Raw genomic sequence first — 20,893 nt, forward strand, 5'->3', positions numbered from 1 at the left:
GGTGCTCAGCCCGGACGACGTGGAGGTCGACAAGCTGCTGACGTTGCTGTTCGTCGTGCTCAGACCTGTGGACAGGCTGGAGATACCGCTGGTAGCAGTGCTCAGACCAGACGACGTGGACGTCGAGAGGCTGTCGATGCGGCTGTTGGTCGTGCTCAGACCCGATGACGTGGAGGTCGACAGGCTGCCGACATTGCTGTTCGTTGTGCTCAGGCCAGTCGACAGACTCGAGATGCCACTGGTCGCCGTGCTCAGACCACTCGACGTCGATGTCGAAAGGCTATCGATGCGGCTGCTGCTGGTGCTCAGCCCGGACGACGTGGAGGTCGACAAGCTGCTGACGTTGCTGTTCGTCGTGCTCAGACCTGTGGACAGGCTCGAGATGCCGCTCGTGGCCGTGCTCAAGCCAGACGACGTCGATGTCGACAGGCTACTGACGTTGCTGTTCGTGGTACTCAGGCCAGTCGACAGGCTGGAGATTCCGCTGGTCGCCGTGCTCAGCCCGCTCGACGTCGAAGTCGAAAGGCTGCTGACATTGCTGTTCGTTGTGCTCAGGCCAGTCGACAGGCTGGAGATGCCGCTGGTCGCCGTGCTCAGCCCGCTCGACGTCGAGGTCGACAGGCTGCTGACGTTGCTGTTCGTTGTGCTCAACCCCGTGGAGAGGCTGGAGATGCCACTGGTAGCGGTGCTCAGGCCAGACGACGTGGACGTCGAGAGGCTGTCGATGCGGCTGTTGGTCGTGCTCAGACCCGACGACGTCGAAGTCGAGAGGCTGCCGACGTTGCTGTTCGTTGTGCTGAGGCCAGTCGACAGACTGGAGATGCCACTGGTTGCGGTGCTCAGACCCGACGACGTGGAGGTCGACAGGCTGCTGACGTTGCTGTTCGTCGTGCTCAGGCCCGTCGACAGACTCGAGATGCCACTGGTCGCCGTGCTCAGACCGCTCGACGTCGATGTCGAAAGGCTGTCGATGCGGCTGCTGCTGGTGCTCAGCCCGGACGACGTAGAAGTCGACAGGCTACTGACGTTGCTGTTCGTGGTGCTCAGGCCAGTCGACAGGCTGGAGATGCCGCTGGTGGCCGTGCTCAAACCGGACGAAGTCGAAGTCGACAAGCTGCCGACGTTGCTGTTCGTGGTGCTCAGGCCAGTCGACAGGCTCGAGATGCTGCTCGTGGCCGTGCTCAGTCCCGACGACGTCGACGTCGACAGGCTGTTGATGCGACTGCTCGCCGTGCTCAGGCCCGACGATGTGGATGTCGACAGGCTGGCGACGTTGCTGTTCGTAGTGCTCAGGCCGGTGGAAAGGCTAGAGATGCTGCTCGTGGTCGTGCTTAGGCCAGTCGAAAGGCTCGAAATACCGCTGGTGGCAGTGCTCAACCCCGTAGAGGTCGAGGTCGACAACGACCCCACTGCGCTGGCGACGGAGAACAACTGGCTGCCATTAATCGCATCGGTCGAAGTCGAGGTCACCTGGCCCGCAGCCACGTTGGTGATCTGACGTTCCTTCCCGCCAGAACCAACGCTCACCACGCCGACCGGCGCGGTGCCGGCAAATCCACTGAGCACCACCCCATTAACCGTCGCGCTGGAAACTGCGACCGCCACGGCGGTCGCACTGTTGCTGCCCAAAGCAACGCTGTTGTCAGTACCCGCCGTGGCCCCCACCCCAATCGCTACAGCGTTTTGACCAGCGCTTGCTGCACCACCACCCGCGGTCGAGCCGCCACCAATTGCCACGCTGTTTGTGCCGCCAGCGTTGGTATACCGGCCAATGGCCACAGCCTGATCACCCGAGGCCACGGAGCCACCACCGCCAGTTCCGTTTCCACCGCCGATGGCAACCGACGACACACCATCGGCATTTGCATCGTTGCCAAGCGCGAATGCACCAGCGCCCCCCGTTGCTTTAGCCCCAGAACCGATCGCAGTCGCACTCCCTCCCGCCGCGGTTGCCGCGGCGTCATGACCAATCGCAAGGCTGTAGCCACTGCTGCCGGTAGTGCGCGCCTTGAGGCCGATGGCGATGTCTGCCGTGCCAGATACAGCTGTGTTTTGGCCAATCGCGACTGAAGCACTGCCGCTAGCACTGGCCGCGTTGCCCAATGCGACCGTGTTGTCTCCCTGGGCATTGGCATTGAAACCGATGGCGAGTGCGTTAGCACCCTGTGCATTTGCGAGCCCCTTGGCCGTCGTCGTACCGGCGCCAATCGCGATGCCAGTGGTAGAAGCCGAACCGACCGTTGAGCTAGAGCCTATGTAGCTGGCACGCGCCACACCACTCAAACCGGCTGCAGCTGAAACCACGGCAACTGCTACAACCGCAGCCACCCGCGACTTGCTCTTCTTCCCCCGCGCCGAAGTGATTTCAGACGCCGCAACCCAGGCCCCCAGGGCTTCATTCCAGATACTTCGGTAAGACTTGTTCATATTCTTCGAGCTCGGTTCGCAGAGGGCGGGCGCGGTATCAACGGCGGAGGAAGGCAACGACCGCCCGCGGTTCGTCGCCCCAGCCAGGGTCGTAGTTACCCTGACGTTCACAATGGACGCGGTAATGTACGCAGCCGTTTACATTTGCAGCCATTTCGGTCTACCGGAAACCGTGAAATGATGATTTAGTTCACAAACTTTCACGATTGGCGACAAATCCGGGCGCGGCGATGTCGCTGTGGAACGTCGATCCGAACGCCCCGCCTAGAATCGCCGCCGCTGTCTGTCACAGCGGTTTTCCTCACAAAAGGTGCCCAATGAAGCCGTTTCTCCCCCGTTTCCTGGCCGCATGCACGCTGGCCCTGGCCGGTTCCTGCGCCCTGGCGCAGGACGGCAGTTCCGCTGACGAACTCATCCAGGCGGGCCTCAGCAGCCTCAAGCAGATCGACGAAAACCGGGCAGGAGAGATCTGGGACACCGCGTCGGCGTTTGTGAAGACTCGCTTTCCCAAGGCCGAATTCGTTGCCAACACGCAACGCTCGCGCCAGACCGTGGGCGTCGTGGCCCGCCGCGACTGGGCCAGCGTGACCCGCATCCGCTACCTGGACGACAGCACCGGCATCCCAGCAGGCCTGTACGCCAACGTCGACTTCGCCACCCGCCTGACCAACGACAAGACGGTCTTCGAAAAAGTCAGCTTCCGCCTCGAACCCCAAGGCTGGCGGCTGACCGGCTACGTCCCCCGCGAAAACCAATGACCACCGCCTCGGGTGCCGGCCTGCGCATCGGCATCACGATCGGCCTCCACCACGAGGCCGAGACCCTCTGGAACAACGGCATCAAGCAGAACGCCGTGTTCCTGGCGGAGGCGCTGAAGCACTGCCCCAGCGTCGCCTCGGTGGTGCTGGTCAACACCACCGCCACGCCCATCACCCCCGCCCTGCCCTGGGACCAGGCCCGCTGGCCGACCGTGACCTTCGAGGCGGCCAAGGACAGCGTGGACGTGCTGATCGAGCTGGGCGGCCAGATCGACGGCGACCAGACCGACCACCTGAAGCGCCGCGGCGCGCGGCTGGTGTCGTACTGCTGCGGCTTCGAGTACGTGCACGCGATGGAGTCGATGCTGTTCGGCAAGCCGCTGTGGGGCCGCAACCTGTTCATCAACCAGCGCTACGACGACATCTGGATGGTTCCGCAGGTGGCCCACATCAGCCAGCCGTACTTCGAGGTGCTGCGCCGCGCCGAGGCGCGCGCCGTGCCCTTCGTCTGGAGCCCGGTGTTCCTGCAAGAGCGCGCCCGCGCTCTGCCCGACGGCGGCGCGTACCAGCCGCGCAGCGGCCCGCGGCGGCTCAGCGTGATGGAGCCGAACATCAACGTGGTGAAGTTCTGCGTCTACCCCATCCTGATCGCCGAGCTGGCCTACCGCGCCCGGCCCGACGCGATCGGGCTGCTGCAGGTCACGAACGTGGAGCGCATGGCCAAGGACAGCATGGAGTTCATCACGCTGATGAACCAGCTCGACCTGGTGCGCCAGCATAAGGCGGTCTTCCTGGGTCGGCACGAGACCCCGGTGTTCCTGGCGCAGAACACCGACATCGTGGTCTCCCACCAATGGGAGAACCCGCTCAACTACTTCTACCTCGAGACCTGCTGGCAAGGCTATCCGCTGGTGCACAACGCGCACCTGTGCGCGGACCTGGGCTACTACTACACAGAAAACGACGTGGCCGCGGGCAGCGCCCGCGTGCTCGAGGCCGTCGACGGGCACGACGCGCAGGCCCAGGCCTACCGCGACCGGCAGCGCGCGCTGATCGGGCGCTACCTGCCCGGCGACGCAGTGGCCACGCAAACCTACGACACCCTGCTGCAGGGCCTGATGCAGCGCCCCGCCCGCTAGACCCACGGAGCCCCCTCGCATGCTCGACCCGTCCGAACTCCGGCACTTCTATCCCGTGATCGTGACGCCGAGCCACGACGGCAAGTTCTTCCAGAACTACGTGGCCTCATTGCTGAACTTCACCGTGAGCGCCGAGCGTGCCGGCATGAAGGTGCAGGTGCTGATGCACCAGGGCGAGAGCCTGGTCACACGCGCGCGCAACAACTGCGTGGCCCAGTTCCTGGCCAACACGGAATGGACCCACCTGTTCTGGATCGACGCGGACATCGGCTTCTCCGCCGAAGCGGCGTTCCGCCTGCTGCTGTCGGGCTACGACATCGCCGCCGGCGTGTACCCGCTCAAGCGCGAAGACTGGCCCGCCGGCGGCGTGGCGGCCGGCACCACGCAGCAGCAGTTCGAGGCCGCGTTCACGCGCTACACGGTCAATGCCAGGGCCGAAGAAGGCGCATCGCAGATCGAGCTCGAGGTGCAGCCCGACGGCTTCATGAAGATGACCGAGGCGCCCACGGGCTTCATGGCAATCCGGCGCGGCGTGTTCGAGCGGCTCATGACCGCCTACCCCGAGCTGCAGTACGTGCCCGACAGCATCGGCGAAGCCGACCGCGGGCTGCACTACCGCTTCTTCGACGTGATGGTCGACCCGGTCACGCGGCGCTACCTGTCGGAAGACTACGGCTTCTGCCGGTTGTGGTCGGGGCTGGGCGAGTCGATCTACATCGACGCCAACTCGAACCTGACCCACCAGGGCGCCAAGCTGTACCGCGGCGATTTCGCGCACTCGTTGCAGGCCTCGCTGCCCTACGCGGTGGGCGGCCCCGCCGGTATGGCGATGGTGCTGAAGGGCCAGGAGCACCTGAAGCCGAATCCGCCGCCGGGCTGACACCGGCAGCGAACGCCCACGAAAAAGCCCCGCCGAAGCGGGGCTTTTTCATGAGGCCGGCGAACCGATCATTTGATCGCTCGCCGGCTGCAACGACCCTCAGGCCGTGACCGTGTCCGCCACGCCCTTGTAGTCTTCGATCTTGTCGAAGTTCAGGTACTGGTAGATCTGCGCGCTGGACGCATCGATCACGCCCGTGGCGGCCATGTACTCCTCGCGGGTCGGGATGCGACCCAGGCGCGAGCAGATGGCGGCCAGTTCGGCCGAGCCCAGGTACACGTTGGTGTTCTTGCCCAGGCGGTTCGGGAAGTTGCGGGTGCTGGTCGACATCACCGTCGCGCCTTCGCGCACCTGTGCCTGGTTGCCCATGCACAGCGAGCAGCCCGGCATTTCGGTGCGGGCGCCGGCGTTGCCGAACACGCCGTAGTGGCCTTCTTCGGTAAGTTGCTGCGCGTCCATCTTGGTCGGCGGCGCGATCCACAGCTTGACCGGGATGTCGCGCTTGCCTTCGAGCAGCTTCGATGCGGCGCGGAAGTGGCCGATGTTGGTCATGCACGAGCCGATGAACACTTCGTCGATGGTGGCACCGGCCACGTCGCTCAGCGTCTTCACGTCGTCCGGGTCGTTCGGGCAGGCCACGATGGGCTCGTGGATCTCGGCCAGGTCGATCTCGATGACAGCGGCGTACTCGGCGTCGGCATCGCCCTTGAGCAGCTGCGGGTCCTTGAGCCAGGCTTCCTGCGCGGCGATACGGCGTGCCAGCGTGCGGGCGTCGGCGTAGCCTTCGGCAATCATCCACTTCATCAGCGTGATGTTGCTGTTGATGTACTCCTGGATCGGTTCCTTGTTCAGGTGCACCGTGCAACCGGCGGCCGAGCGCTCGGCGGAGGCGTCGCTCAGTTCGAAGGCTTGCTCCACCTTCAGGTCGGGCAGGCCTTCGATCTCGAGGATGCGGCCCGAGAAGATGTTCTTCTTGCCTTGCTTGGCCACAGTCAGCAGGCCCGACTTGATGGCGTACAGCGGAATCGCGTTGACCAGGTCACGCAGCGTGACGCCGGGCTGCATCTTGCCCTTGAAGCGCACGAGCACCGATTCGGGCATGTCCAGCGGCATCACGCCGGTGGCGGCCGCAAAGGCCACGAGGCCGGAGCCCGCGGGGAAGCTGATGCCGATGGGGAAGCGGGTGTGGCTGTCGCCGCCCGTGCCCACGGTGTCGGGCGTCAGCAGGCGGTTGAGCCAGCTGTGGATCACGCCGTCGCCCGGACGCAGCGAGACGCCGCCGCGGTTGGCCATGAACTCGGGCAGTTCGTGGTGCATCTTGACGTCGACCTTCTTGGGGTACGCCGCCGTGTGGCAGAACGACTGCATGACGAGGTCGGCCGAGAAGCCCAGGCAGGCCAGGTCCTTCAGTTCGTCGCGGGTCATCGGGCCGGTGGTGTCCTGCGAGCCGACCGAGGTCATCTTGGGTTCGCAGTACGTGCCCGGGCGCACGCCCTGGCCTTCGGGCAGGCCGCAGGCGCGACCGACCATCTTCTGTGCGAGCGAGAAGCCCTTCTTGGTGTCGACCGGGCTTTGCGGCAGGCGGAACAGCGTCGAGACGGGCAGGCCCAGGGCCTCGCGCGCCTTGGCCGTCAGGCCACGGCCGATGATCAGCGGAATGCGGCCGCCGGCGCGCACTTCGTCGAACAGCACGTCGCTCTTGACCTGGAATTCGGCGATGACCTTGCCGTCCTTCAGGGCCTTGCCTTCGTAGGGACGCAGTTCGACCACGTCGCCCATGTTCATCTGCGTCACGTCGAGCTCGATGGGCAGTGCGCCCGAGTCTTCCATCGTGTTGTAGAAGATGGGAGCGATCTTGCCGCCGAGGCAGACGCCGCCGAAGCGCTTGTTCGGCACGAAGGGAATGTCTTCGCCGGTGAACCACAGCACCGAGTTGGTGGCGCTCTTGCGCGACGAACCCGTGCCGACCACATCGCCGGCATAGGCCACGAGGTGGCCGCGCGCGCGCAGGTCTTCGATGAACTTCACCGGGCCGCGCTTGCCGTCTTCTTCAGGGACGATGCCGGGGCGGGCGTTCTTGTGCATCGCCAGGGCGTGCATCGGAATGTCGGGACGCGTCGTCGCATCAGGAGCGGGCGACAGGTCGTCGGTGTTGATTTCGCCAGCCACCTTGAAGATGCTGACGGTGATGCTCTGCGGCACTTCGGGGCGGCTGGTGAACCACTCGGCATCGGCCCAGCTTTGCAGCACGCCCTTGGCGTGGGCGTTGCCCTTGTCGGCCTTTTCCTTGACGTCGTGGAACTGGTCGAACATCAGCAGGGTCTTCTTCAGGCCCTCGGCTGCCACGGCGCCGACTTCGGCGTCGTCCAGCAGGTCGATCATGGGGCTGATGTTGTAGCCGCCGAGCATGGTGCCGAGCAGTTCGGTCGCGCGGGCGCGCGAGATGAACGCGTTCTTCTCGGTGCCGTGGGCCACGGCCGCGAGGTAGCTCGCCTTGACCTTGGCGGCGTCGTCGACGCCGGCGGGCACACGGTAGGTGAGCAGGTCCAGCAGGAAGGCGCCGTCCTTGGCATTCGCGCTCTTCAGGAGCTCGATCGCTTCGGCGGTCTGCTTCGCGCTCAGGGGCAGCGGCGGGATACCGAGCGCGGCGCGTTCGGCAACATGATCAACGTAGGCTTGCAACATCTTCTTTTCTCCGGAAACTAGGCTATCGGGCGTGCGCTGCGGTCTCTAGCGGCCAAGCAAGAGCCGCGCCGCACCCCGGGTTCGGTGCTCTTCTTACTTCTTGGCTGCGTCGGCACCTTCGAAAAGGGCCTTCGGCGGGTTCTTCTTCATCTCGTCGGCAAAGGCGACCTGAGCGGCGGTCTGGCATTCGTCGGCGATGCGCAGGCCGGCCTTCTGATTCATCAGCATCGACTTGTTGCCCAGCTGGAGCCACATGGCGCCGGCACGCGGGTCTTCGAGGCGGATGGCGCCGGTGCGGCTTTCGACCGGGTGCATGCGGTACTTCAGGCCCTTGGTGGTCACGGTGAAGAAGCCGGGCTTCTTCTCGTCGGGCGTGACGGTCACGTCGGCGCCGAGTTCGCACTGGGCCTTGCCGATGGACACGCGTTGCGCCACGGCCAGGTCGGACTCGGACAGCACGATGTTGGTGTCGTCGGCGATCGGCGTGACCTCTTCGACGGCCTTGGCCGCCTTGCGGGTCACCTGGCGCTTCGGCGGGGTCTTCTTGGCTTCGGCCTTGGCCGCGGCCGGCTTGGTGGCGGTGGCGTTCTGGGCCACGGCGGCGAAAGGCAGGGCCAGCGCAACGGCGGCGATCAGTGCAATTTTCTTCATGAGCGGGGTTCCTTCAGGCTGATTCAGTGGGTTTCAGGAGACCGCGATGCAAACCAGGCTTTCGCCTCGGAGGGCAACGCGCGCCCTGTTGCGTGGGCGCGCGTCAGGACCTGCCAGAAGTGGCGGTAGCTCGCGCGGTCGTGCAATGTGCCATCAATTTGTGTCGGTGCCCAATCCGCGTCTACGGCTTTTGTAATGATTTTTGTGGCAATTTGAATCTGCGCCTCGTCGGGCGCGAAGGCCTCGAGGATCGGCCGGATCTGGTTCGGGTGGATGCTCCACATGCGCGTGTAGCCGAATTCGGTGGCCGCCTTGCGCGCCGCCAGGCGCATCGCATCGGTGTCGTTGAACTCGGTGACCACGCAGTGCGAAGGCACCTTGCCGTAGGCATGTGCCGCCGAGGCCAGCGCCAGCTTGGCACGCACGACCAGCGGGTGGCTGAACTGCCCCGCCGCGCCCATGCCGTCGGCGGGAATGGCGCCGGCATGCGCCGACACGAAATCCATCAGGCCGAAGCTCAGCGACTGCACGCGCGGATGCGCGGCAATTTCGAAGGCGTTGTGCACCGCCAGGGGCGATTCGATGAGCACGTGCAGCGGCAACGTGGCGGCATCGGCCGCGTCGAGCGCGGCAACAGCCTGACACACATCGGCCACGGATTCGACCTTGGGCACCATGAGGTGGCTCAGCCGCTGGCCGGCGCGTCCGGCGATGGTGACCACGTCGCCGGCAAAAGCCGGGTGGTCGACCGGGTGCACGCGCACGCCGACGCGCATGCCGGGCTGGGCGGCCAGCGCGAGCTCGGTGACGAGCGCGGCATGCTCCGCCTCGCCGCCGACCGGGGCGCCGTCTTCGCAGTCGAGGGTGACGTCGAACACGCAGGCGCCGAACTCCTGCGCCATCTCGGCCTGGAGCGCGAGGCTCTTCTTCATGCGGGCTTCGACGCCGCTGTAGTGGTCGCACACCGGCAGGGTCACGGCGCCGGCCTGTGCGCCGAGCAGCACGTCCGCGGGATGGGCAGCGGCGGTCTTCGTCGTCATGCGTCTTTTTTCTTGTGCGCCACGATGAACATGCGCGGGAAGGCGAGCAGGCGCTTGCCGTCGGTGCGCACCGGATAGGCCTCGTCCACCCGGCGTTCGTATTCGGCGAGGTAGCTCGCCTGCAGGTCGGGCGGCAGGCGGTCGACAAAAGGCTTCAGGCCCGTGCCGCGCACCCATTCGACGATGGCCGCGGCGTTGGCCATCGGGTGCTGGTAGATGGTGTGCCAGACATCGACATGGGCCGCACGCGCGGCCAAGAGGTCGTAGTAGCCGCCGAGCGGCAGCAGCAAGGTGCGCAGCTTGTCGGCATCGCCGATGGGCTCGGCCCAGGGCGCTTCGGCCGCCACCGCGCGCATCAGGCGGTGCGTGGGCTCCTGGCGGTTGTCGGGCATCTGGACGGCGAGCACGCCGCCCGGGGCCAGCGCGTCGAACAGGCGGGGGATCAGCGTCTCGTGATCCGGCACCCATTGCAGGGACGCGTTGGCATAAATGAGATCGGGCGCTTCTGTTTCACGCGGCGCCCAGGTCGCGATGTCGCTCAACTCGAAGCGCGCCGCCGGCAGGCGCTCGCGCGCGCTGACCAGCATGGCTTCGGAGTTGTCGGTGCCCGTGACCTGCGCCGTCGGGAACCGATGTGCCAGCAGCTCGGTGGAATTGCCCGGTCCGCATCCGAGGTCGACCACGCGGGCGGCCTCGGCAAGCGGGACCCGCGCCAGGAGTTCCTGTGCGGGCCGGGTGCGCTCGTCCTCGTAGCGACGGTAGAGCGCGGGGTTCCAGTCGAGCATGCGGGCGGCTTGCTTGACTTACAGCAGGTGGGCGACGCCGGCGCGTTCGCCTTCGAGCTCTTCGAGCGTCTTGTTGATGCGTTCCTGGCTGAATGCGTCGATCTCGAGGCCTTCGACCAGCTTGTACTCACCGTTTTCGCAGGTGACCGGGAAGCCGAACATCACGTCCTTCGGAATGCCGTACTGGCCGTCCGACGGGATGCCCATCGTGACCCACTTGCCGTTGGTGCCCAGGGCCCAGTCGCGCATGTGGTCGATGGCGGCGTTGGCAGCCGAAGCCGCCGACGACAGGCCGCGTGCTTCGATGATGGCCGCACCGCGCTTGCCGACGGTCGGCAGGAAGGTGTTGGCGTTCCATTCCTGGTCGTTGATCATCTTGGCGACGCTTTCGCCGTTGATGGTCGCAAAGCGGTAGTCGGCGTACATCGTGGGCGAGTGGTTGCCCCAGACGGTGAGCTTCTCGATGTCGGCCACGGCCTTGCCGGTCTTGGCGGCGATCTGGCTGGCAGCGCGGTTGTGGTCCAGGCGCAGCATGGCGGTGAAGTTCTTGCGCGGCAGGTCCGGTGCCGACTTCATGGCGATGTAGGCGTTGGTGTTGGCGGGGTTGCCGACGACCAGCACCTTCACGTTGCGCGAAGCGACAGCGTTGAGTGCCTTGCCCTGTGCCGTGAAGATGGCGCCGTTGACGGCCAGCAGCTCGGCACGTTCCATGCCGGGGCCGCGGGGGCGCGAGCCGACCAGCAGGGCGTAGTCGGCGTCCTTGAAGGCGGTCATCGGGTCGCCGTGGGCTTCCATGCCGGCCAGCAGCGGGAAGGCGCAGTCGTCGAGCTCCATCATCACGCCCTTGAGCGCCTTCTGGGCCTTCTCGTCGGGGATTTCGAGCAGTTGCAGGATGACCGGCTGGTCTTTGCCGAGCATTTCGCCGGAAGCGATACGGAACAACAGGGCGTAACCGATTTGACCGGCGGCACCGGTAACGGCAACGCGGACAGGCTTTTTGCTCATGGGAAGACTCCAGAAGGTGGTGAAACGGGTTAGCGCTCTCGTGGGGCGCCGCGGTCCAGCGGGGGGAAGCTTTCCCGCGGCGCGGGACCGGGCCGCATTTTAAGCCGATTCGACAAAGGCCGTCTTATGTCTTATATAAGATATCCTCTGGGGGTCCGCCACGGCGCACCCCACCGCTGCCATGAACACGCCCTCCACCCTCGACGAGCCCACGACGCCGTCCTTCAGTCCGCTCTACCAGCAGATCAAGACCCTGATCCTGCAGAGCCTGCAGGCCGGCGAGTGGAAGCCGGGCGAACCCATCCCCAGCGAGATGGACCTGGCCGTGCGGTACCGCGTGAGCCAGGGCACGGTGCGCAAGGCGATCGACGAGCTGGCGGCCGAAAACCTGGTGGTGCGCCGCCAGGGCAAGGGCACCTTCGTGGCCACGCATGCCGAACAGCATGTGCAGTACCGTTTTCTGAAGCTCGTGCCCGACGCCGGCAGCCCGAGCGCCGAAGGCCCGGCCGAGCGCACCATCGTCGACTGCAAGCGCCTGCGCGCCTCGGCCGACGTGGCGCGCGCGCTGAGCCTGCGCACCGGCGACGCCGTGCTGCAGGTGCGCCGCGTGCTCGCCTACGGCGGCGTGCCGACCATCCTCGAAGACCTCTGGCTGCCCGGCGCGCCCTTCAAGGGCCTCACGGCCGACCGGCTGCGCGCCTGGCCCGGCCCGATGTACGCGATGTTCGAAACCGAATTCGGCGTGCGCATGGTGCGCGCCGAAGAAAAGATCCGCGCCGTGCTGCCCGATGCCGAACAGGCGCAGCTGCTCGACGTGCCGCTGCAGATGCCGCTGCTCAGCGTGGAGCGCGTGGCGCACACGTACCACGACATGCCGATGGAACTGCGCCGCGGCCTGTACCGCACCGACACCCACCACTACCGCAACCAGCTGGGCTGATCCGATGGCGCCGAAGAACCTCGCCCGCGCGGGCACAAACGCGCACACTCAGCCCGCGCAACGCGACCTCGAGCCCCGAGCATCCGACTGCCGCAGTGCGTTGACTCCTGTGCGTCCGATGCGCGATGGTGCATTGCAATAGAATTTTGCGTTGTTTGCATTCCGCAGAAGAAACAAAAGCGTTCGCTCTCAGAACAAGCCAACAAGTCACAAAGCCACGAAAGCCATCTCCCTATGACAGAGCTTGCAACTCCCCCCCGGCCGCCGCGTCGCGAATTCCGGAACATCAACGCCTTCACCGATCTCACGACCTACCGGCTGCCGCCGGCCGGCATCGTGTCGATCCTGCACCGCGTGAGCGGTGTGCTGATGTTCCTGCTGATGCCCTTCATCATCTGGATGTTCGACACCTCGCTGTCATCTGACTATTCGTTCGCGAAATTCAAGTCTGCTTTCAACATCGGCATCGGCTTCGCTCCGGGATGGTTCTTCAAGCTCGTCGCACTGGCGCTCATCTGGGCCTACCTGCACCACTTCATCGCCGGCCTGCGTCACCTCTGGATGGACGTGAGCCACTCCGCCGTGACCAAGGAGTTCGGTCACAGCTCGGCCATGTTCACGCTGGGCGCAAGCATCATCCTCACGTTGGCGCTCGGCGCCAAGCTGTTCGGCCTGTACTGAGAAGGAGCCAACCATGTCTGTGAATTACGGCTCCAAGCGCATCGTCGTCGGCGCGCACTACGGTCTGCGCGACTGGCTCAGCCAACGCATCACCGGCGCCCTGATGGCGCTGTTCACGATCATCCTGCTCGCGCAGTTGGTCTTCTCGCGCGGCCCCATCGGTTACGACCTGTGGGCCGGCATCTTCGCCGCACAGTGGATGAAGGTCCTGACCTTCTCCGTGATCGTTGCCCTGCTCTATCACGTGTGGGTCGGCATGCGCGACGTGTGGATGGACTACGTCCAGCCTGTCGCCATCCGTCTCGTGCTGCAAGTTTTCACCATCGTCTGGCTTGTCGGTTGTGCGGGTTGGGCCATTCAAGTGCTTTGGAAGATCTGACCCACCATGACCTACACAAAAGAAAACATCACCAAGCGCAAGTTCGACGTCGTGATCGTCGGTGCCGGCGGCTCCGGCATGCGCGCCTCGCTGCAACTCGCCCGTGCCGGCCTCAACGTGGCCGTGCTCTCCAAGGTGTTCCCGACCCGTTCGCACACCGTCGCTGCCCAGGGCGGCGTGGGCGCCTCGCTCGGCAACATGAGCGAGGACAACTGGCACTACCACTTCTACGACACGATCAAGGGTTCCGACTGGCTCGGCGACCAGGACGCGATCGAGTTCATGTGCCGTGAAGCACCGAAGGTCGTGTACGAGCTCGAACACTTCGGCATGCCGTTCGACCGCAACCCCGACGGCACGATCTACCAGCGTCCGTTCGGCGGCCACACGGCCAACTACGGCGAGAAGGCCGTGCAGCGCGCCTGCGCCGCGGCCGACCGCACCGGCCACGCAATGCTGCACACGCTCTACCAGAAGAACGTCGAAGCCCGCACCCAGTTCTTCGTCGAATGGATGGCGCTGGACCTCATCCGCGACAACGAAGGCGACGTGGTCGGCGTCACGGCCCTCGAAATGGAAACCGGCGACCTGCACATCCTGCAGGCCAAGACCGTGCTGCTGGCCACCGGCGGCGCAGGCCGCATCTTCGGTGCGTCCACCAACGCGTTCATCAACACCGGCGACGGCCTGGGCATGGCCGCGCGCTCGGGCATCCCGCTGCAGGACATGGAGTTCTGGCAGTTCCACCCCACCGGCGTGGCCGGCGCGGGCGTGCTGCTGACCGAAGGCTGCCGCGGCGAAGGCGCCATCCTGCTGAACAGCAACGGCGAACGCTTCATGGAGCGCTATGCGCCCACCCTGAAGGACCTGGCACCGCGCGACTTCGTCTCGCGCTCGATGGACCAGGAAATCAAGGAAGGCCGTGGCTGTGGTCCCAACAAGGACTACATCCACATGAAGCTGGATCACCTGGGCGCCGACACCATCCACAAGCGGCTGCCGTCGGTCTACGAGATCGGCATCAACTTCGCCAACGTCGACGTCACCAAGGAACCGATTCCCGTGGTGCCCACCATCCACTACCAGATGGGCGGCATCCCGACGAACATCAACGGCCAGGTCGTCATCCAGAAGGGTGAAGACAACAGCGCCGTGGTCAACGGCCTGTACGCCGTGGGCGAATGCTCCTGCGTGAGCGTGCACGGCGCCAACCGCCTGGGCACCAACTCGCTGCTCGACCTGCTGGTGTTCGGCCGCGCGGCCGGCAACCACATCGTCGAGTTCAACGACAAGCTCAAGGAACACAAGGAACTGCCCAAGGATGCGGCCGACCGCACCCTGCAGCGCCTGAACGAGCTCGAAGCCTCCACCGGCGGCGAGTACGCGCAGGACGTGGCCGGCGAGATCCGCGCCGTCATGCAGCAGCATGCCGCCGTGTTCCGCAAGCAGGCCTCGATGGACGAAGGCGTGGTCAAGATCGCCGCCGTGCGCGAGCGCGTCAAGTCGATCGGCCTGAAGGACAAGTCCAAGGTGTTCAACACCGCCCGCATCGAAGCGCTGGAAGTCGACAACCTGATCGAAGTGGCGCAGGCCACCATGGTCTCGGCCGCCGCCCGCAAGGAATGCCGCGGCGCCCACACGGTGGAAGACTACGAGCGTCCCGCGGACGACCCGGTCGCACCGCTGGGCCGCGACGACGCCAACTGGATGAAGCACACGCTCTGGTACAGCGCGGACAACCGCCTCTCGTACAAGCCCGTCAAGCTGCAGCCGCTGACGGTGGCATCCGTGCCGCCCAAGGTCCGCACGTTCTAAGAATATTTACAAGGTCCATACGATGAAGCGCACATTCCAGATCTACCGCTACGACCCGGACAAGGACGCCAAGCCCTACATGCAGACGGTCGAGGTCGAACTCGACGGCCACGAACGCATGCTGCTGGACGCCCTGATGAAGCTCAAGGCGCAGGATCCCACGCTGTCGTTCCGCCGCTCGTGCCGCGAAGGCGTCTGCGGCTCCGACGCGATGAACATCAACGGCAAGAACGGTCTGGCCTGCCTGACCAACATGAACACGCTCAAGGGCACCGTCGTGCTCAAGCCGCTGCCGGGCCTGCCCGTCATCCGCGACCTGATCGTCGACATGACCCAGTTCTTCAAGCAGTACAACTCGATCAAGCCGTACCTGCAGAACGACACCGTGCCGCCCGAGAAGGAGCGCCTGCAGTCGCCCGAAGAGCGTGAAGAGCTCGACGGCCTGTACGAGTGCATCCTGTGCGCGAGCTGCTCCACGAGCTGCCCGAGCTTCTGGTGGAACCCCGACAAGTTCGTCGGCCCGGCCGGCCTGCTGCAGGCCTACCGCTTCATCGCCGACAGCCGCGACGAAGCCACCGCCGAGCGCCTGGACAACCTGGAAGACCCGTACCGCCTGTTCCGCTGCCACACGATCATGAACTGCGTCGACGTGTGCCCGAAGAGCCTGAACCCGACCAAGGCCATCGGCAAGATCAAGGAACTGATGGTGCGTCGCGCCATCTGACGGTTTTTCCGAGAAGCCTTACTTATGTCGACCCCCGCCAACGCCCCCGATACGCTGCTCGGCGAACGTGCGCTGAGCAAGCTCAAGTGGCGTTGCCGGCGCGGCCTGCTGGAGAACGACCTGTTCATCGCCCGCTTCTTCGAGCGGCACGAATCCCACATGACCGTCGGTCAAGCGGGAGCGATGGAGACATTGATGGACCTGTCGGACAACGACCTCCTCGACCTGCTGCTGTGCAGAAAGGAGCCCGAGCCCGCATGGGCCGGGGCCGAGGTGGTCGCATTGCTGCAGCTGATGCGTACCGACGGCGCTCAGCGTCCCGCCATTTTTTCTCCTTCGTCCTGAATCCACCTCTGAAAGTAAACCGAAATGAAAGCATCCGATACCAAGGCCACGCTGTCGTTCAGCAATGGCGGCGACAACGTCGAACTGCCGATCTACAAGGGCACCATCGGGCCCGACGTGATCGACATCCGCAAGCTGTATGCACAGACCGGCATGTTCACGTACGACCCGGGCTTCATGTCGACCGCCGCCTGCCAGTCGGCCATCACCTACATCGACGGTGACAAGGGCGAGCTGCTGTACCGCGGCTACCCCATCGAGCAGCTCGCGACCAACTGCGACTTCATGGAAACCTGCCACCTGCTGCTCTACGGCGAGCTGCCGGACGCAGGCAAGAAGGCCAGCTTCACCAAGCTCGTGACGAACCACACGATGGTCAACGAGCAGATGCAGTTCTTCCTGCGCGGCTTCCGCCGTGATGCCCATCCGATGGCCATCATGACCGGCCTCGTGGGCGCCCTGTCGGCCTTCTATCACGACAGCACGGACATCAACAATCCCGAGCACCGCGAGATCGCCGCGATCCGCCTGATCGCGAAGATGCCCACGCTCGTGGCCATGGCCTACAAGTACACCGTCGGCCAGCCGTACATGTACCCGAAGAACGAACTCAGCTATGCAGGCAACTTCCTGCACATGATGTTCGCCACGCCGTGCGAAGAGTACAAGGTGAACCCGGTGCTCGAGCGCGCGCTCGACCGCATCTTCATCCTGCACGCAGACCACGAGCAGAACGCCTCGACCTCGACCGTGCGCCTGTGCGGCTCGTCGGGCACGAACCCCTTCGCGGCCATTGCAGCCGGCGTGGCCTGCCTGTGGGGCCCGGCCCACGGCGGCGCCAACGAAGCGGCGCTGAACATGCTGTACGACATCCAGCGCGAAGGCGGCGTGGAAAAGATCGGCGAGTTCATCAAGAAGGTCAAGGACAAGAACTCGAACGTCAAGCTGATGGGCTTTGGCCATCGCGTGTACAAGAACTACGACCCGCGCGCCAAGCTGATGCAGGAAACCTGCAACGAAGTGCTGACCGAGCTGGGCCTGGAAAACGACCCGCTGTTCAAGCTGGCCAAGGAACTCGAGAAGATCGCCCTGGAAGACGAGTACTTCGTGTCGCGCAAGCTCTACCCGAACGTCGACTTCTACTCGGGCATCGTGCAGCGCGCCATCGGCATCCCCGTGCCGCTGTTCACCGCGATCTTCGCGCTGGCCCGCACGGTCGGTTGGATCGCCCAGCTGAACGAAATGATCGGCGACCCCGAGTACAAGATCGGCCGCCCGCGCCAGCTGTTCGAAGGCTCGCCCAAGCGTGACGTGAAGCCGATCTCGGCCCGCTGATCGACCGGCTGCGGAACCTCCGCCCCCTGAAAAAGCTGCCTCCGGGCAGCTTTTTTATTGCCCGTTCGGCATGCCCCTCCTCGCCAGCCGGCAGCGAGGTCATCGCGCATCGCGATGGCAAAGGCTTCAAAACAGGAAGAAAATAGCCAACTCATCGCCAAACGCGATGCCCAAACCCCCATGAGCACGTCCGAACGCAACTTTGCCCGCCGCATCGACCTCACGTCGCTGCAGCTGTTCGTGGCCGTGTGCGAGCTGGGCAGCATCGGGCGCGCGGCGGAGCGCGAGTTCATCGCGGCCTCGGCCGTGAGCAAGCGGCTGTCCGACCTGGAAGCCACGCTCGGCACCGCCCTGCTCTACCGCCATGCGCGCGGCGTCGACCTCACGCCGGCCGGCGAAAGCCTGCTGCACCACGCCCGCTCGGTGCTCTACAGCCTCGAGAAGATGCAGGGCGAGCTCAGCGAATACGCCGACGGCGTGCGCGGCCACGTGCGCGTGCACGCCAACATCTCGGCCATCGTGCAGTTCCTGCCGGAAGACCTGGGCGTGTTCTCGCGAGCCCATGAGGCCATCAAGATCGACCTCGAGGAGCACCTGAGCAGCGAAGTGATCCGCGCGGTACAAGAGGGCGCGGCCGACCTCGGCGTGTGCCACGTGGCCGGCGGCGCGGGCGAGTTGCAGAGCCTTTCCTACCGCCACGACCGCCTCGCGCTGATCGTTCCCGAAGGGCACGCGCTGGCCGCGCAGGACGCGATCGATTTCGTCGACTCGCTGGCCTTCGACCACGTCGGCCTGCACACCAACAGTTCGATCTACGTGGCGATGCACGAAGCGGCGCTGAGCGCCGGCCGCAGCGTGAAGCTGCGCATCCACGTCACGGGCCTGGACGCCATGTGCCGGATGATCGACAACGGCCTGGGCATCGGCGTGATGCCGCAGCGCGCCTTCGAACTCATGCACAACGGCATCGGCCGCGGCCTCGTGAGCGTGACGCTCAACGACGCCTGGGCGGCGCGCGAGATCCGGCTGGTGGCGCGCGACTTCTCCACCCTGCCGGTGGCGGCGCGCACGCTGGTGAACCACCTGCACGTGGCGGCCGACTCGGCCGGCGCCACCGAACGACTCGCGGCCTAGACCGCGTCGACAGACAATCCATTTCCCCACGAAAGACAAGAGACCGACATGGCACGCACGCTCTACGACAAGATCTGGGACGAACACGTCGTCCACACCGAGGAAGACGGCACCGCGATCCTCTACATCGACCGCCACCTGGTGCACGAGGTGACCAGCCCGCAGGCCTTCGAAGGCCTGCGTGAAGCCGGCCGCAAGCTGTGGCGCATCAGCTCGGTGGTGGCCACCGCCGACCACAACACGCCGACCACCGGCTGGGAGCGCGGCTACGAAGGCATTGCCGACCCGACCAGCAAGGAACAGGTCACCACGCTGGACCACAACATCGCCGAGTTCGGCGCCGCCGCGTTCTTCCCGTTCCTGAGCAAGCGCCAGGGCATCGTGCACGTGATCGGCCCGGAAAGCGGCGCGACGCTGCCGGGCATGACGGTGGTCTGCGGCGACTCGCACACCTCCACGCACGGTGCGTTCGGCGCGCTGGCGCACGGCATCGGCACCAGCGAGGTCGAGCACGTGATGGCCACGCAGACGCTGCTGGGCAAGAAGGCCAAGAACATGCTCGTGAAGGTCGAAGGCAAGCTGCCCTTGGGCTGCACGGCCAAGGACATCGTGCTGGCCATCATCGGCAAGATCGGCACCGCCGGCGGCACGGGCTACACCATTGAATTCGCCGGCTCGGCCATTCGCGACCTGAGCATGGAAGGCCGCATGACGGTCTGCAACATGGCCATCGAGGCCGGCGCGCGCGCCGGGCTGGTGGCGGTCGACGAAAAGACCATCAGCTACGTGAAGGGCCGCCCGCTCGCGCCCACCGGCGTCGAATGGGACCAGGCCGTGAGCTACTGGCGCACGCTGCAGTCCGACCCCGGCGCGACCTTCGACGCCGTGGTCGAGCTTGACGCCACGCAGATCCAGCCGCAGGTCACCTGGGGCACCTCGCCCGAGATGGTGGTCGAGATCAACGGCCGCGTGCCCGATCCCGACAAGGAAAAGGACGCCAGCAAGCGCAGCGCCATCGAGCGCGCGCTGGTCTACATGGGCCTGGAGCCCAACAAGGCCATGAACGACATCTTCATCGACAAGGTGTTCATCGGCTCGTGCACCAACAGCCGCATCGAGGACATGCGCGAAGCCGCCGCCGTGGTGAAGAAGCTGGGCCAGAAGGTCGCGAAGAACGTGAAGCTCGCGATGGTCGTGCCCGGCTCGGGCGTGGTGAAGGAACAGGCCGAGCGCGAAGGCCTCGATGTGATCTTCAAGGCCGCGGGCTTCGAATGGCGCGAGCCCGGCTGCTCGATGTGTCTGGCGATGAACGCCGACCGCCTCGAGCCCGGCGAGCGCTGCGCATCGACCAGCAACCGCAACTTCGAAGGCCGCCAGGGCGCCGGTGGCCGCACCCACCTCGTGAGCCCCGCGATGGCCGCCGCTGCCGCCGTGCACGGCCATTTCGTGGACGTCCGTACGTTCGCCTGAACCCAGAGAGATTCACATGCAGAAATTCACCGTGCACAAGGGCCTCGTGGCCCCCATGGACCGCGAGAACGTCGACACCGACGCGATCATTCCCAAGCAGTTCCTCAAGTCGATCAAGAAGACCGGCTTCGGCGTGAACCTGTTCGACGAATGGCGCTACCTGGACGCCGGCTTTCCGGGCCAGGACCCGGCCAGCCGCAAGCCGAACCCCGACTTCGTGCTGAACCAGCCGCGCTACGCGGGCGCTTCGGTGCTGCTGGCACGCAAGAACTTCGGCTGCGGCTCGTCGCGCGAACACGCGCCGTGGGCGCTCGACCAGTACGGCTTTCGCGCGATCATTGCGCCGAGCTACGCAGACATCTTCTTCAACAACAGCTTCAAGAACGGCCTGCTGCCGATCGTGCTGCCCGAGTCGCAGGTCTCGCAGCTGTTCGACGAAGCCTTCGCCTTCCCGGGCTACACGCTGACCATCGACTTGGAGCGCCAGGTGGTCGTGAAGCCCGATGGCCAGGAGTTCGCGTTCGACGTCCAGGCCTTCCGCAAGTACTGCCTGATCAACGGGCTGGACGACATCGGCCTGACGCTGCGCCACAAGGACAAGATCAAGGCCTTCGAGACCGAGCGCCTGGCGCAGAAGCCCTGGCTCGCGCACACGATGATCTCGTGATCGGCGGCCTTTCCGTTTTCAAGAAAAAACCTC

19 protein-coding genes are annotated in these 20,893 nt (G+C 65.3%); 13 read left to right on the top strand and 6 right to left on the bottom strand.

Features of this window, described 5'->3' with window-relative positions:
• Positions 1–2,427: ESPR-type extended signal peptide-containing protein (locus tag AC1RGU_RS17930; protein WP_492740804.1), on the bottom strand; the 2,427-nt coding region annotated here is incomplete at its 3' end.
• A 317-nt stretch (positions 2,428–2,744) separates the two neighbouring features.
• On the opposite strand from AC1RGU_RS17930, the gene AC1RGU_RS17935 reads away from it, so the two are divergent.
• From AC1RGU_RS17935 to AC1RGU_RS17945, 3 genes are read left to right on the top strand one after another with little or no spacing between them, the layout of a single operon-like run.
• The gene (locus tag AC1RGU_RS17935) at positions 2,745–3,185 is read left to right on the top strand and encodes a DUF4019 domain-containing protein (RefSeq protein ID WP_492697143.1); all 441 of its coding nucleotides are present in this window, start codon (positions 2,745–2,747) and stop codon (positions 3,183–3,185) included.
• Complete coding sequence (locus tag AC1RGU_RS17940; RefSeq protein WP_492697145.1) at positions 3,182–4,324, top strand: DUF2827 domain-containing protein; 1,143 nt, start codon at positions 3,182–3,184, stop codon at positions 4,322–4,324. The genes AC1RGU_RS17935 and AC1RGU_RS17940 overlap by 4 nt, the downstream gene beginning before the upstream one ends.
• 19 nt (positions 4,325–4,343) lie before the next feature.
• Positions 4,344–5,204, top strand: coding sequence for a hypothetical protein (locus AC1RGU_RS17945; protein ID WP_492697147.1), 861 nt, complete (start codon positions 4,344–4,346; stop codon positions 5,202–5,204).
• Positions 5,205–5,303: 99 nt separating this feature from the next.
• Here AC1RGU_RS17945 and AC1RGU_RS17950 read toward each other — a convergent pair whose 3' ends face one another.
• From AC1RGU_RS17950 to AC1RGU_RS17970, 5 genes are all read right to left on the bottom strand, one after another.
• Complete coding sequence (locus tag AC1RGU_RS17950) at positions 5,304–7,889, bottom strand: bifunctional aconitate hydratase 2/2-methylisocitrate dehydratase (protein WP_307586708.1); 2,586 nt, start codon at positions 7,887–7,889, stop codon at positions 5,304–5,306.
• Between the two features lie 93 nt (positions 7,890–7,982).
• Complete coding sequence (locus AC1RGU_RS17955; protein WP_062479718.1) at positions 7,983–8,540, bottom strand: hypothetical protein; 558 nt, start codon at positions 8,538–8,540, stop codon at positions 7,983–7,985.
• Between the two features lie 23 nt (positions 8,541–8,563).
• Positions 8,564–9,580 (bottom strand): HpcH/HpaI aldolase/citrate lyase family protein, encoded by a 1,017-nt coding sequence (locus AC1RGU_RS17960; RefSeq protein WP_492697149.1) that lies wholly within the window; start codon positions 9,578–9,580, stop codon positions 8,564–8,566.
• Entirely contained in the window at positions 9,577–10,365 is a 789-nt protein-coding gene (gene tam / locus AC1RGU_RS17965) for a trans-aconitate 2-methyltransferase (RefSeq protein WP_062479714.1), read from the bottom strand. The genes AC1RGU_RS17960 and tam overlap by 4 nt, the downstream gene beginning before the upstream one ends.
• A gap of 18 nt (positions 10,366–10,383) precedes the next feature.
• Positions 10,384–11,370, bottom strand: coding sequence for a malate dehydrogenase (locus AC1RGU_RS17970; protein WP_042578072.1), 987 nt, complete (start codon positions 11,368–11,370; stop codon positions 10,384–10,386).
• 181 nt (positions 11,371–11,551) lie between these two features.
• On the opposite strand from AC1RGU_RS17970, the gene AC1RGU_RS17975 reads away from it, so the two are divergent.
• The 10 genes from AC1RGU_RS17975 to leuD all read left to right on the top strand — a co-directional run bounded on the left by AC1RGU_RS17975 (position 11,552) and on the right by leuD (position 20,860).
• On the top strand, positions 11,552–12,310 hold the full coding sequence (locus AC1RGU_RS17975; protein ID WP_070062271.1) for a GntR family transcriptional regulator: 759 nt from the start codon (positions 11,552–11,554) through the stop codon (positions 12,308–12,310).
• A gap of 234 nt (positions 12,311–12,544) precedes the next feature.
• Positions 12,545–12,991: a succinate dehydrogenase, cytochrome b556 subunit gene (gene sdhC / locus AC1RGU_RS17980; RefSeq protein WP_492697152.1), complete on the top strand. Its 447-nt coding sequence runs from the start codon at positions 12,545–12,547 to the stop codon at positions 12,989–12,991.
• 13 nt (positions 12,992–13,004) lie between these two features.
• Positions 13,005–13,370 (top strand): succinate dehydrogenase, hydrophobic membrane anchor protein, encoded by a 366-nt coding sequence (sdhD, locus tag AC1RGU_RS17985; protein ID WP_159273216.1) that lies wholly within the window; start codon positions 13,005–13,007, stop codon positions 13,368–13,370.
• Positions 13,371–13,376: 6 nt separating this feature from the next.
• Positions 13,377–15,185 carry a succinate dehydrogenase flavoprotein subunit gene (sdhA, locus tag AC1RGU_RS17990; RefSeq protein ID WP_095949551.1) on the top strand — a complete coding sequence of 603 codons (1,809 nt, stop codon included), beginning with the start codon at positions 13,377–13,379 and terminating at the stop codon, positions 15,183–15,185.
• A 22-nt stretch (positions 15,186–15,207) separates the two neighbouring features.
• Complete coding sequence (locus tag AC1RGU_RS17995; RefSeq protein ID WP_062479706.1) at positions 15,208–15,909, top strand: succinate dehydrogenase iron-sulfur subunit; 702 nt, start codon at positions 15,208–15,210, stop codon at positions 15,907–15,909.
• 24 nt (positions 15,910–15,933) lie between these two features.
• Entirely contained in the window at positions 15,934–16,254 is a 321-nt protein-coding gene (locus AC1RGU_RS18000) for an FAD assembly factor SdhE (protein ID WP_062479704.1), read from the top strand.
• Positions 16,255–16,278: 24 nt separating this feature from the next.
• A complete protein-coding gene (gene gltA / locus AC1RGU_RS18005) occupies positions 16,279–17,589 on the top strand; it encodes a citrate synthase (protein WP_062479703.1) in 1,311 nt (436 codons plus the stop codon).
• Between the two features lie 180 nt (positions 17,590–17,769).
• Positions 17,770–18,723: a LysR substrate-binding domain-containing protein gene (locus AC1RGU_RS18010; RefSeq protein WP_492697155.1), complete on the top strand. Its 954-nt coding sequence runs from the start codon at positions 17,770–17,772 to the stop codon at positions 18,721–18,723.
• A gap of 48 nt (positions 18,724–18,771) precedes the next feature.
• The gene (gene leuC, locus AC1RGU_RS18015; protein WP_492697157.1) at positions 18,772–20,193 is read left to right on the top strand and encodes a 3-isopropylmalate dehydratase large subunit; all 1,422 of its coding nucleotides are present in this window, start codon (positions 18,772–18,774) and stop codon (positions 20,191–20,193) included.
• 16 nt (positions 20,194–20,209) lie between these two features.
• Entirely contained in the window at positions 20,210–20,860 is a 651-nt protein-coding gene (gene leuD / locus AC1RGU_RS18020; protein ID WP_062479700.1) for a 3-isopropylmalate dehydratase small subunit, read from the top strand.
• Positions 20,861–20,893: the final 33 nt, after the last annotated feature.

The sequence above is a fragment of the Variovorax sp. GW823-FHT02B07 genome (assembly GCF_058797695.1).